This is a genomic window from Candidatus Dependentiae bacterium (assembly GCA_035445995.1).
GTDB lineage: Bacteria > Babelota > Babeliae > Babelales > Vermiphilaceae > DAOMRS01.
In genome coordinates, this window is the sequence record DAOMRS010000001.1 from 283,563 (window position 1) to 298,328 (window position 14,766).

The following is a 14,766-nucleotide window of genomic DNA, read 5'->3' on the forward strand; positions in this document are numbered from 1 at the left end:
TTTCCTTTTAATAATATTTTAGAGTTGATATTGAGCAACTAAAATTTGAGCCGGCATGAAACCCTTTTTTGCAGCAATTTTTAAATACTCTATTGCCTTTTTTTCCTTATTCAGTTTAAAAAGTGCAACAGCTTTAACAAAATATGCATAGCCATAATTTTTATCTTTTTGTAAAGCTTTATCACAATCATCAAGTGCTTCATGAAAAAGATTCATATTGATATGACATCGAGCTCGTAGTAACCATAACTCTAATAAAGCCTTATTTATAGAATCTATATCTTGTATTTGTTCTGGGTTATCCCGTAATGCCGTTCTAAAAAATGTAATAAGTTGATCAATTAACAAAATACACTCGGCGTATTTTTTATTTGAAAAAAGAGAATCAATTTCTTGAGGAATTTGTTGAATGGTAAGTGGTTGCGCGTCTGCATACGATAAGTTTGGGGCAGCTAGTGCCATTAATATAAGTGCTGTCTTTTTGAACATAGATCCTCCATTTAGAAATAAGCTATAAATAAAACTATAAATTATAGTAATTGAGGTACAATATTAGTCAAATGGGATTTGGCAAAAACACCTAAAAACATGACTTACTCGCACTAAATTGACAAATAGAAACAATCAAGTGGAGCTTATTCGGCTTTATATGGCACCATTTTTAATATACACTTACACCAAAAAATGCTCTTACCAGCCCCTTTAAAGTACCTTCAAAAACAGCCAGCATAATATTTTGTATTCTTTCTTTTCTAGCTTTAAGAATTTTTCTTGCCTCTTTACAGCCCATCTCAGATGATATCTCAATACACTTTATTGCCTCTTCATTATTTTTAGATAATTCATAGGCATAAGCTTTAATTAAATAAGCATATGCATTAGTTTCATCATATTTTAATGCTAAGTCACACCTATTAATTGCAAAAATTAATCGCCTCAATTCACAATTATATTTGGCCTGAAGTGCGTATAAAAATGACACAAATCTATTTCTCACCGTTTCACGCTTATGCTCACTCGTACGGCCTAAATCGTTATGAGCTACATGAACAATTTTATCAATGAGTCTAATCGCTTCATCGTATTTTTTTTCTTTTTCAAGAGAAATAAGTTGCATATATAATGTATATATTTTTTCGCTTTTAAACGCCTCATTGCATGTATTCTCCAATTCTACAGAGGCAACAGATATATCAGTTAAATCTGCATGCGATGCTGTATTCAATACTAAAGCTAATACCATGAGCATGCGTACTATTTTTTTGAACATAAATTCTCCATTTTGGGATACGATATACAATACCTATAAACTAATGATTTCTTCTACAATACCTAGCTCATTTCTTCCAGCACAACTTCTGGTTTATAACCAGCCAATACTTCAAAAACCTTATTTGTACCTATAAATACAAAATTGTTTAAATTAGCAGCTTCATAGAATCCATAACTCTCATCTTCTAACCAACGTGCATAATTATGAAACATCTTCTTTTATAATCTTTAGCGAGCCTGGTTCATACATAAGTACTTCAAAGACAAGATTATATCCCATAAAAACATAGTGCTTTACCCCCTCGTATATACCCAAACTCTCTTTCTCAAACCACTTTAAATAATTTGAATCTTCTACTTCAAATAACGACCATGAATCAAAAAAATCTGGTCCTTCTATTTCTTTCAATCTTTCGATTGTTTTAGAGCAATTTTCTATTTTAATAACTCTATAAGAAAACCATATTACATTAATCATAATAACGATATTATCATTATCTATTTCATTTTTTAGATTAATAAACAGGCCTTCTGTAGTATTATCAATAGCCTTAATACAAAAATTTGGAAAAATATCAACTTCCGGTTTCCATTTTTTCCATGTTCCAAGATTAGTATTCATCTCCATTCTGAAATCTCAATTTTTGGAGTTCCTGTTGATAGTATTTCGGATATCACATCAAACGCAATAATCATATAATGACTTATCTCTACATCTTTATATTTGCCAAAGTTTTGATCCTTAAACCATTGCACATAATTTGAGTTCTCTACTTTCAAAAAATTAGCAGTTTTCCATTTTTCTTCATTAGCATAAGCATATATATCACACAAAGTGTCATAAATACCACCTTCATCTGTTTCACGATTTGATAAGTATCCATCTAAAAAACTAACAGTTATTTTTCTGGAACTCTCATCCTCATCTTCAAGATTAATAACCAGTCCTTTTTCTGTAATACGACAACCCATATAATGTAAAAATTTAAATGTAGGCATTTTTACCTCAGGAATCCATGCTTTCCATATTTCCATATCAATTCCTTATTGATCATAACGGCATTTAATTTTTTGAAGGCTATCTTTTACCTGTATCTCTAAAGTAGGGGGGCCTGATGGGCCATTCTTTACTCCACTAAATTCTCTAACTACAATAGTACGTCCATCTTCTAATATTCCTGATTTCAAGATACCTCTTTCAAGGTTCCTAATTTTAACATTCTTGGGCTTAAGTAAATCAAAATGATCTAATGCCTCTTTAAATCCACCCTTGAATTTATATTGCGTTGTTACTCCACCCGTTTTTTTCCCCGGCTTAGCAGATTTAATCAAATCCTCTGGTGTTGTAACTTTAGGCGAGCTTATTAACTTACTATGTTTGCCTTTAGTCGAACTATTAAAAACACCTGATGCTTCTCTCTCGCCGGGCTTATGGACTTTCAAATAACCACTGCCTGTTTTTACAGCTTGACCTGCCATTTGCGTTGTCGGCATTAATCCTGTTGCTTGTCCAGTATATGTTGCTACCTGCGCAGCTTTAGCTTCCATTTTAGCTACCACACTACCTGGCGTATGTGCTGCTGCAAGCCCTTCACCCAATCCACCCAGACGATTGGTAACACCACGTGTTGCTTTGGTAGTTTGCTTGAATGCCCATTTATCTGCTGTTTTCAAGCCATTACCCATTGCTGACTTGCCAAATTTTTCAGCACCAGCTATAAACGCATTTTTAGCGTTGCCAAACACTATCTTAAGAGCTGGATTTGCGTCAAATATAACATGTAAAACAGCTTTGGCAGTTGGATAAATCTTAGTGCCTAATTTATACCCAACTTTTCCAACAACAGCACCGGTTGTAATACCTACACCTTCAGTGATAAGTTCTATACCTAATTGTTTTAAGGCAGCTTCAGGTCCTCCCTCACAATATGCATCGTACACATTATACGCAGAGTACGCAGTACTTCCTGCAATAATACCTAAACCTATCAAGTGCAAGAAATTATTATCAACTGCCATTGTTGCTGTATCACTTGCAATACCAACATCTTGGCGAGCAACTAAAGCTACCATTGCTACTGTTAACTTTGAAACATCTGCAACAGTATTTGCACTTTGCCAATATGCTACATTTTGTTTATCCCAAATCGCTACAAATTCTTGTTTCGTTAACGCACGACCAAGTTCTGCTTCACGGGCTCGTATTTTTTCTTCACAAATTTTTGTATGATACGATTCTTTTGGTCTAAATGTATCGGCAATAGTTTCTGCAATAACAGCGCCCATAGCTCCTGCCATTGCACCCTCTTTGCCACCAACAATACCACCGGTAACTGCACCCAATCCGGCATGCAATACTTTGTGCGTCACCGGGTCAATTTTGCCCTTGCCATATGCATCCCCAATCTGATGCGCACCCGCCTTACCAATAGTGTTTGCAGCAAAGCTCTTCACATTCGTAAGTACCGCATCCTCAACGCGCTGTCCTGATGCAATCCCACCCATAGTATTAACCGTAGCAGTCATAGCTTCGCGCGGCATAGTAAATGCAGCAAGTTCATTTATATTCGTTGCTTGAGAAACCGAAGGCAACCCATTAAATACAGTTGCTTCTAAACCGGTTCTTAAACCACCGGTAATGGCAGCAACAGCTAAATTCCTTATCGTTTGGCCACTTGCTATCTGGCGTCCCGCTGCAACAAAATCACCATTACAATGCAATAATGCACTTGTTGATTGTACGCATAAAGAGGTAAAGACCGCACTAGTCATGTTGGTTACAATTGCAGATGCCATCGCAGACTGGCACCCAACCGCTGTTGCACACGTTGCACCAATAGCCGAACCGGTACCCGCAGTTGCCATAGTGATCGCTAATGCAATAACAGCACTTGCTGCTTTTGTTGGTCCTTGCGCAGAAAATTTTTGGTGCTCATGAATTTCTTTGAGCATAGTATTATTGAAAGCTGCATGATCATGTGTTGTCTTTACTGACCACGGAGCACGCTCTTCAACTGATTGCATAGATATTTTCTGTGCGTTAGTTTCTACAGTACCCTTAAATGTTGGCGAATAGGTTACATCATATTTTTCTTGAGCGTCCTTGGACCACCATACAAGATTTTCTGTCGAACTTTCAGATACAAACTGTTTTTCACTTTGAGCCAATTTAAACTCTAACTCCGGCGCATTGAAAATTACTTTTTCTGAATCACTCGTGAATGCCATAGAAATTTTGGCATCAGAAGAAACTTCCGGTACAGAACCACCTTTAAAATCTACCACCTTTGCTGTCTTGGACAGGGAGCTTTCTTTATGCTTTTTTGCTGTGCCAAACCACCCACCATCGGTTGTAGATTCTGACCTATGTTCATGGGAATCATAAACTTCATGGCCATTTGTTCCATTCTTACCATGAATCGACTTGACACCCTTTGTACTGATCGTTGTACCATACAATTCACATGTATCACCCGCCTGCATGCGTATATCACCGGCAGATGAATATTCAGAAACATGTGCCTTTACAGACGTATCTTTAGTTGTTGTAGTTGTCTTACGATTTTTGCTGGTAGTATTTGTTTCAGAATATTTCTCAGTTCCTTTGGCACCAAGTACAATCTTGCCACCAGCTTTCATGCGGGTTCCCTCTTTGCCTGAGTGTAGATGTACACCCACATGCAAAATACCTCCCTGAGCATCTATATTAACTGCTTTACCTGCCGTTACGTGAACCTTTTTTATCGTATCGGTATAATTTACACCTTCAACCGTGCGTTCTACTGATGATTCGGCAACAATATTACCACCCGCAGACATATCAACTGAATCAGATGCATGTATATTTTTATGGTTAATATTCTTATCGGCATATAATCCAACCGAACCGTGTGATTTTAATGTTTTATCAATAGTGATATTCTCATTACTTATAACAGTACATGCATGCGAAGTATCATGTTGATCTTTAAGGTGCACATCCTGTTTGTCTGCAAGCACCGTCACACTACCGGATTTACTCACATGCAATAGATCGCTGTTACCTTCAACAAGCATATCTGCCAAATTATTTACTACCGTGCCACGGTATTGAACATGATCAACATGACCAATTCCCTTAAGTTGATGTACATCACCAGTGAACTCTACCGCTAAGCTGCCTTTAATTGACCCTTTGTTGTCTGATTCTTGCGTCTTCACATAGGTATGATTTGTTGCACTGATTGTGTTGCCAACTTCACCTTGTAACGATTTGGCATCAATTGCAACTGTACTACCAGACATGGTAGAACCAGATTCTAATTTTAATTGATTATCTGCCTTGATAATGACTGCATCATCCCCACCATGTGATCGAATCTCACTACCATTTTGTAAGGTAACATCTTTACCTGCAACATACACATGTTTACCGTCTATAGCAGCTTTGCTCGTAATGCGATCTGCTACAACTTGTGCAGCTCCATCTCGCGCAGTTATATGACTACCTTCCTTGAGTACTGCCTCTTTTGCTTGAATATTCACCTCACTTGCGCTCACATCTGCACCAATAGATGCGGTATTTTCAGCCTTAAAATAAGCACTACCAATAGTACCAACCTTACCATCAACAGTAAGATTTTGTGCTTCAACAGAAGCTTTTCCAGCTGCAAGAACACCCGTACTATCATATGATCTTAATGCATGCACATTCAGATCACTTGCAGCAAAAATGCCCATATTAGAACCATAAACGGTATCAACGGTATATCTATTTGCAAATGCAGAAACACCGCCATTAATATTCCAAATACTGCGAGAATAGCCATTCATGCCCAGTGTAACACCGGCATTTATATCAATTAATGAATCTCTATTGACCTGTGGCCCAAGTGTTGATGCAATACTTGAAGCTGTTTGCAATCCTACCTGTTGTAAAAATTTTCTATCTTGCACACTTTCTTTTATATTTTTCCATTTTTGTGATGCAGCATCTTGCAAACTTACTTGAGGTTGATTCGTTTGCGCTTGAGCACTCGCGTCCGGCAATACTGACTGTTGTGCTGCTTGTTGCGCTAAGCTTGTATCAGTCTTCCCTGGCCAATATTTTTCACATAGGTCTTTACCACCAGCATCCCATCCCATTTTTCCTGTTTGATAAGCAGAAGTAGCAAGATTTTTAGTGCTACATAGCAACGGTATCCAATCACTGACATCGGTATTTTCTGTATAATACAATTTTTGCGCTTGGTCATATACCTGCATACCATTAGTACATATCCCATATAACCCCCTACCAATTCCCAATGCTAAACGTGCCTGCGGAGAAAAGGCAGTCAGCAACCCTTCACCAACACTTAATGCATTACTCCAGGTAAGAAGATCTGCTGGTGAATCAAATTGAGGAACGACTAAACCAGCATTCAACCCGATTAAAGAATTAATAGTCGTGTTTTTTGCATAGTATCTACCAAATAAATTGAGATCAACACCGGCGTTAATATTAAGATCATGCGCTCGCAACCAACCGCCTGTATTCATAGACAAACCGGCATCTATTATGAGCTGTTCTGCAACATCTACGCTTCCATTCCACGTATTCCACCACCAACGATCTGCTTTTATGTGTGCATTGTGAGCAGATATTGTATTCGCATTCTCCACATATTTGGCATGTAATAATAAATTTGCTGAGGCATTCAAATTACCATGATTATCTATTGTTTCATCAGCTTTAAGCGTCGCAGTACCAGATGTAACACGAGAAGTACCTTGCAATGTAATATCTTTTGCAAACATACCAAGTTCATTTGAAGACGTTATGGCTCCGGCATTTTTAATTTTTTCTTTTGCTGCTAATACAGCAATTTTTCCAGCAGAAATACGTGATGATATGGAGGTCTCAATAGTATCCGCTTGTACAACTAGTTCAGCAGCTTGTGATGAACCACTATGAACTATCTGAGGTGCTTGCATGGTGAGTTTATTTTTAATCTGTGCATCACCCTGCTGTTTAACTGAATTTTGTGCATTAAGTTTTGCATTGAGAGATTTGAGTAGGGAATCTTTTTCTAGGTTCAAAGATGCTGCATTCATCAAGAGCATTGCGTCTTGAGCAATTCCTGCATCAGTAACACCAGTATGTATCAATCCTTTTTTTGCATCCAAAGACACGGTACCTTGTTTTGATACAATACTTCCTGATTTTTTAATACCACTCTGCTGTGAGTGTAAAAACACACCTCGTGGAAAAATTTTGAAAAGTTGACTTTCTTTATTCAATGTTTTTGATTTTGTTGCCTCATGCACGAACTTTTTAACTACATCACCTTGATAATCAATCCACCCTTTTGCTTTTAATCCAATATAATGACTAGCAATTAGGTGAGCCGGAAAGTCACAGGTAATTAGATCATTACTTTCAACATGAATAATAGGTGCATGGAAGTGACCACCCAAAATTGCATGAGAAGCCACATTAAACAAAGCTAAATTACCTACAAATACGCTACCTGCAAGATGCAGTTTTGCAATATGTGATTTCCAATTATTACCAACATGCCATGAAGATGATCGTGTTGTTATTAGGTTATCAACTTTTTCTAAAATACAATCTTTATCAACCTTTAATCTTCCCCGATGATCAATCTCCTTGCATAATCCTGCAAAAGAGTCATGAATTGTAATTAAGCCTTCATTAAGAATATCTCCGCCTTCAAAAATCAATTTTTCAGCTTCTACTGTTCCCCAATTTTCAAATGACGGTGTCTGTATGAGCACATTATCTGCACTTGATATCTGTCCATCATTAAAAAGACCTTTTGTAGCTAATACAGCCAGCGAACCTTGCACGGTCAACTTACTTTCAGGCATGCAATTAAATTGATTACCTTGAAAGAGTAAATCTGTACACGTAACATCACTACAGTTATCACAATAATCTACAGCTAAAGAAATATTTTTCGTGCTTGAAAATATATCAAGGAATTCTACTGATTTACATGCAAAAGAAGCCATTTCGATTTCTACTGGCTTTTCAAATACAAATCGTCCCTTGGTATCAACATGCAATCTACCAGTTTTCAAAGAGCTCTTGAGTAAAAAATCATATTTCTGTGGAGCATGACTTTCAAAAAACATCTGCCCATCAGTTTGGATAAGATGCCCAACAGGCTTGCCATCTGCTTGATAATCAAATAAAAACATTCCTTGTGGTTGGTCAAAAACCAATGATAACTCATTGCCAGACGCAAATAACAACGGTACAATGCGTCGTTTAAACAAAGACAATGGCAATGGGATCTTACTATGTACTTGAACTTGTTCTTTTTGATCTTCTCGAGGTTCTGCTGGAACTTGTTGCATAGCTGAAACCTGCCCAAAAAGTAAACCGGTTATAACAAGATAATGAATTATGTTTTTGAATGGCTGACGAGTTGATGCAAACATTATTGTAATACCTCAGCTTTGATAGTAAGTGGTTGTAAATTTGTATGAGCAGATCGCGTAGCTGCAAGCCGTTCTCTAAATGCCTTGCTAAAGTAGTCGACACAATTGCCACCCGGAGAATATACGGATATTTCTTTTAACGAAGACATCTGAGCAAGTTGATCGGCAACACTTTTGACAAGCTGTTTAAGAGCAGCATCTTGTGTGTTTCCATCAATATAAAAAAGAGGGGATTCAATTAAATGAGCTACGAAAAAAACAACTTTTGCGGCACGTGTTTGTCTAGCCCACTGAGAACTTCCATGGTTAGGTATACCATCGATGTGAAGATGAGTAAGCTGACGTAAAGCACAAATACTTTGTATAATTGATTTCACCCCAGTTTGCCCATCATGATTTATTATACCAGTTAACTTAGCAACTTCTGTAGACACTGAGCTCTCATTTGAACAACCGGATCCCAACTGTGTATGCGGCTTTAACCATAATTTTTGAATACGCAACTCTTTCAAATTCGTTAATTTGTTTAAACAAGCAGCTAGATTTATATAGTAATCCCTTGCTTTATCAGCCATTGTGGTATAAACACCATCAAAAAGATTTGCTATCGGATGATTATTTTCAAAACACAAATGCGTTAGTTGTTTCATAGTTGCAATGGCAGAAAACAGTTCATCCCACTTTACATCATTTGTCAATTCCACACGGGATAAATTTAAATTGGTTAATTTATCCCACGTCTTTAGTCCATTTAATACAACTTTATCACAATGATGAATAGAAGCATCAAAGCGTCCAAAAAATCTTTGCGCCGCATTACACCACTGGTTTATTTGTGGGGCAGTAAGCGGCTCAGAGGGAAATGTGGTGTTCAATATAATTTTATCCCAGAATTTAATTGTATCAGTAGCCACATTACCTACGCGCTGCCAGTATATTCTGTTTTTTGTACGTACTCGCTGATACAACCCACTTGGCCAATCACGGTGACCACCTTCAACTCGTACATCTTTATTGATAATAAAATGCGGCTTTTTCACTTGTACTACATAATCGAATTTCACATTATTATTTGGATCTTGTGTAAAATATTCTTTACAAAGTGCCTTGTATGGCAACATGGCATAAAATACACCATCATCACAATATACATGGTCATTTTTATCTCTAAAATCTGCACCATGTAACTGATAAAATGAATCATACCCTTCACCTAAAACCCAAGCAACGGGATCTTTTAATGTTTCCTGATGATTATCAGAATTGCCATAGCAACTTGGCAAGGTAGTTAAACATCGATTATTCTGATCATAAAAACCTGATTCTTGCGGCGCCCATTTTTTACGCACTTCAGTTGAGTCAAAAAAGTTGTATATAGTCTTACCGGTACATTCATACATTTTATGATCTTTGATACAAAAAACCATTGAATCCGCAACCACACTGGTATGTCTACATTCAATGGGGTCAATAAAGTCTACGGGCATTTGCGCAGTATCAAGAAAATCAAAAAAAATTCTAGTTATTGCTTCATCTTTATTATAAACAAATTGTATTCCTTGGAGCATAATCGGCTTTTGTAGACCATGTTCCATTTCAATCAAGATAGCATGGGGTTTGCCACCCGGAACTCGTATGATACCTTTGAATAGTATTTTGTGTACAAGCGATATTTTATTATTACGCGCTGCATTCAATAAAGCATTATAACTATCAAAATGAATTAACGCCGGAACTTTATTTTCTGCAAATCGACTAAAGCTAACCTTAACAGATTTATTATCATGTATAACTGCAATAGTTAACGGTGCATTTGGATTAAAATTAGTACGGGAATTAAGATCAAAAGATATACCCTGATAGACATATCTACCATTGGCATTAGGGATTACTTTATGCCCATCGATAGAAATACTGCTGGGATACCATTCATCTATTCCCATATTTGGTCTGGATATAATTGGGTCTATTTTTTTATAATACGATTGAGTCCCTTGTTGAAACCATTCGGGTTTAGTATACATGAGCCTTTCATGAAAGGCTTGTTCCTGGGCATGATCATTCGCTTGCGTGTTAGAATCAACTCTATCTGCAGGAGCATCATCTAAAGCGGAATTAGCAGAATTCGATGTTGTTTTTGCTACGTATTCATGCCAATCATGTGGTCTTTGCGTAGGAGCAGAACTTGATTCATCATGCTCTCGCAAATTTGCTGAGTTAGATAAATCCATGGAAAATGATGATGATGTGGTAATAATCGATATTAAGAAAAACGCAGAAAACTTTTGCACGACTTTCATGCTATGGTCCTTAACAGAAAAAACAAAGAGGTCATTAAAAACACTGCTATCTTTTTTGAGAGTACGTATTTTAAACAAAAGTTCAAGTAAAATATAAAATTAATTAACAAATCTATTTTGCAAAACGCAGCATTACACATAGAAAAAAGTGTTGCGTTTGTTACAAAATTGATAAAAAGCAACAAGTCAAAATATTCTATTTGAATCACGCAACAACACTATGCAACAAGCTTCTCTGTACATTGCGTTACACATTGAAATCGCAACAAAAATGTTGCACAATTTTTTCAGTTATATTACCAGAATCACTAAAAAAACCCGGGATAAAACCCGGGCTTTTTAGTTGGTTAATTTAATACAAAATAAATTATGCAGCAAGCTCAACACGTAATGTACGGCCTTTATAAGAAGTACCGTGTAATTTACGAATTATGTTCATGGCTTTACTGTTATCGTCTATGCCTACCCATGAATGTCTATCTTGCAACACAATTTTACCGATCTCTGCACCTTGGACGTTTGCATTTTTACAAATGTAATTAATCAAACCGCCTGTACCAAGACCATCAATTTTACCAATATTAATAAATAACTTATTAGATGAAGATCCCAAACGTGATGCTGAAGATCCATTTCCATTGCCTTTACGAGTTCTCATTCTACGTTCTGGGCGATCAGAATATTCCGCTCGTGATGAAGAAGCAGATACACTCTCTGACTTCAGATCAGATGTGCCGGCATATTTTTTCAACATCTTTTTACATGAAAGCGTAACCATACGTTCAATAAGTTCTTCTTTTGTAAGAGCCTGTAATTTTTGCTCAATAGCAGCAACATATGGTTTGACTATCTGCGCATCTAACGCCGGATTTAATACTTTTTCAGAAAAGTTAAGCAACTGTTTTTCACATATTTGTTTACCGGTCGGTATTTGGATATGCTCAATTGATTTGCCTATTTTGCGCTCAATAAACCTGATACGGCTTTTATCTGAACCAGAACAAATAATAATTGAATAACCAGATTTACCTGCACGCGCAGTACGACCACTACGGTGTGTATAATTTTCAACATCGTCAGGCAAGCCGTAATGTAATACGTGGGTAACATCACCAACGTCAATACCACGAGCTGCAACATCTGTTGCTACCAATAATTGTAATTGTTTATTTCTGAATTTGCTCATTACCACGTCACGTTGACCTTGTGACAAATCACCGTGCAAGCCATCAACATTGTAACCTTCTTGTGTCAAATCTTGTGTAATTTCTTGCACTTGTTTACGGGTACGGCAAAATAAAATACCAAACATGCCTGGCTGGAAATCAATAAAGCGTTTTATCGCTTCATACACATCACTTCTTTTGACCACACAATATTGGTGAGTAATGTTTGTTGCGCCACTATTACGAGAGCCAACAGTAATTTCTTGCGGGTTACGCATATATGTTTGTGCTATTTTTGCAATACGTTGTTCCATAGTTGCTGAAAATAACCAAGTATTTTTTCCAGCATTGGCAGAACTTAAAATTGTATCAATATCTTCCTGAAAGCCCATATCAAGCATTTGATCTGCTTCATCTAATATTAATACACGAATATCTTGTAAAGAAAGCGTACGACGCTTAAGATGGTCAATCAAACGACCTGGTGTGCCCACTACTACATGCGCACCTTTTTTCAAACTTCTAATTTGTTCAGTAATACTCGCCCCACCATACACTGAAACTACTTCCAGTCCATCTATATATTTTGCATAGCGCGTAAGTTCGTTAGAAATTTGCAAACACAATTCTCTTGTTGGCGCTAATATTAATGCTTGTGTTTTTTTATCAGATGGGTCAATACGATGCAACATTGGCAGACCAAAGGCAGCTGTTTTACCAGTACCTGTCTGGGCAAGACCAATAAAATCGGTATCACCGTGCAACAACAACGGAATAGCTTTTTCTTGAATGGCGGTAGGATTAACAAACCCTAATTCATGAACCGCTTTCACCAGCCGTTCATTGATGCCCAATGCTTTTATACTCATAAACCTCACAGAAAACATGTTACAGATTAATACAATTGAAGGGAAAATATAGATAAAGTATACATAACTAAGACTATAGCCTTTTTTCCATTTGTCAAAAGGACGAAGGGTATTTCAATAAAAAGAGGCCTTTGGTTTATACCCAAAAGGCCCTTTTTTATTTTTCAGAGGATAGGTCAATCAACCACAGCAGTTACAGCTGCAATTACCATGTTTGCCAATGCTCAAGAAAAAAGCAGCCAAACTGATAATACCTGAAATCCCTATTAAATAACGTAAAATTACTGATAATTGAGGATAATTAAACATTAGAAAGTTTGTGCTGAATATATCAAAACCAAACGGCATTAAACCTATGTTTAATGCTGCTAAACCTGTAATAATCCATGCTGCATCCACAATAATATGTATGATAGGTGACTTCATCATTAGATCCCCTTTAAAAAAGGCTGAACATTTTAACACTAAGTCACACTATAGCAAGCCACACCCTCATAACACAATAAATCTACACCTATACCGATAAAAACATTTGAATAAAATGCTATTTTCGCGCAAACTATAACATTATTCATATACTATCTAGAAAAGGCACTATTATGGGAATTCAAGCAGGACTCGTCGGGTTACCAAACGTAGGTAAATCAACCCTATTTAACGCATTAACCAAATCAAGCATTCCCGCAGAAAATTATCCTTTTTGTACCATAGACCCACATGTAGCCATTACTGAAGTACCTGATGAACGTATGAACAAACTACAAAGCATCTATGGCTCACAAAAACAAATTCCTGCTACCGTACAATTTGTCGATATTGCCGGGTTAGTAAAAGGCGCCGCATCAGGCGAAGGCCTTGGTAACCAATTTTTAGGCCATATCAGAGAAGTAGACTTAATTCTTCATGTACTTCGCTGCTTTGAAGATTCTGATATCATACACACAGGTAACACTATAGACCCTATAGCTGATTATGAAATTATAGTATCTGAGCTTATGCTCAAAGATCTGGATTCGGTACACAAGCGATTGCAAAAACTAGAAAAAGAAAAACGTGGGCTCAAACCTGGATCCATAGAATATAAAGAAGCCTTTGGAGAATTCGATTTATTGGAAAAAGTACAAGCCGCACTCGATGCCGGCAATGCCACTTTGGTACGTGATCTCATTGAAAACGCAACCGTAAGCACCATCCCTCTTTTGGCTGCCAAGAAATTTTTAATCATTGCCAATATTGCTGAAAATGAACTCGATAACAAAGCATATAAACAAAACAAACATTACCTTGCCTTGGTTAATAAATTTGGCCAAGATCGTGTGATTCCAGTATGCGCAAAGGTTGCCTATGAACTCTCTCAACTGTCTGATACAGATGCGCAAGAAATGATGGGAATGCTCGACCTTGATGAGCGCAGTTTAGATGTTATTATTCGTACTACTTACCAGAATCTAGGCCTTATTACCTTTTTTACGTGCGGACCAAAAGAAATCCATGCATGGCCAATCAAGCAAGGTTTAACCGTAAAGGCTGCTGCGGGGGAAATCCACTCAGATTTGGAGCGTGGGTTCATTTGTGCTGAAGTATTCAATTGCCAAGATCTATTTACCCAAGGCAGCATAACCAAGCTTAAGGAACTAGGCAAGGTACGTACCGAAGGCAAAGATTACCTAGTCAAAGACGGTGACATTATTTTGGTACGATTTAACGTATAGCCCTTGCGTTTCGCACCCT

10 protein-coding genes are annotated in these 14,766 nt (G+C 37.1%); 1 reads left to right on the plus strand and 9 read right to left on the minus strand.

Translation table 11 applies throughout. The features are described from left to right. Positions 1-18: 18 nt before the first annotated feature. The 9 genes from PK943_01450 to PK943_01490 all read right to left on the minus strand — a co-directional run bounded on the left by PK943_01450 (position 19) and on the right by PK943_01490 (position 13,464). Positions 19-489, minus strand: coding sequence for a hypothetical protein (locus PK943_01450; protein ID HRN77879.1), 471 nt, complete (start codon positions 487-489; stop codon positions 19-21). A 172-nt stretch (positions 490-661) separates the two neighbouring features. Beyond that, positions 662-1,270: a hypothetical protein gene (locus tag PK943_01455; protein HRN77880.1), complete on the minus strand. Its 609-nt coding sequence runs from the start codon at positions 1,268-1,270 to the stop codon at positions 662-664. Between the two features lie 62 nt (positions 1,271-1,332). After that, positions 1,333-1,485 (minus strand): hypothetical protein, encoded by a 153-nt coding sequence (locus tag PK943_01460; protein ID HRN77881.1) that lies wholly within the window; start codon positions 1,483-1,485, stop codon positions 1,333-1,335. Beyond that, positions 1,475-1,894, minus strand: coding sequence for a hypothetical protein (locus PK943_01465; GenBank protein HRN77882.1), 420 nt, complete (start codon positions 1,892-1,894; stop codon positions 1,475-1,477). The genes PK943_01460 and PK943_01465 overlap by 11 nt, the downstream gene beginning before the upstream one ends. Next, on the minus strand, positions 1,891-2,307 hold the full coding sequence (locus PK943_01470) for a hypothetical protein (protein HRN77883.1): 417 nt from the start codon (positions 2,305-2,307) through the stop codon (positions 1,891-1,893). Before PK943_01470 ends, PK943_01465 begins: the two co-directional genes overlap by 4 nt. A 9-nt stretch (positions 2,308-2,316) precedes the next feature. Next, positions 2,317-8,700 (minus strand): hypothetical protein, encoded by a 6,384-nt coding sequence (locus PK943_01475; protein HRN77884.1) that lies wholly within the window; start codon positions 8,698-8,700, stop codon positions 2,317-2,319. Next, positions 8,700-11,000, minus strand: coding sequence for a hypothetical protein (locus tag PK943_01480; protein HRN77885.1), 2,301 nt, complete (start codon positions 10,998-11,000; stop codon positions 8,700-8,702). The genes PK943_01475 and PK943_01480 overlap by 1 nt, the downstream gene beginning before the upstream one ends. Positions 11,001-11,367: 367 nt before the next feature. Further along, positions 11,368-13,035 (minus strand): DEAD/DEAH box helicase, encoded by a 1,668-nt coding sequence (locus PK943_01485; protein HRN77886.1) that lies wholly within the window; start codon positions 13,033-13,035, stop codon positions 11,368-11,370. Positions 13,036-13,215: 180 nt separating this feature from the next. Further along, entirely contained in the window at positions 13,216-13,464 is a 249-nt protein-coding gene (locus tag PK943_01490) for a hypothetical protein (protein ID HRN77887.1), read from the minus strand. 176 nt (positions 13,465-13,640) lie between these two features. Between PK943_01490 and ychF the strand changes: the two genes are divergently transcribed. Beyond that, the gene (gene ychF / locus PK943_01495; protein HRN77888.1) at positions 13,641-14,747 is read left to right on the plus strand and encodes a redox-regulated ATPase YchF; all 1,107 of its coding nucleotides are present in this window, start codon (positions 13,641-13,643) and stop codon (positions 14,745-14,747) included. Positions 14,748-14,766: the final 19 nt, after the last annotated feature.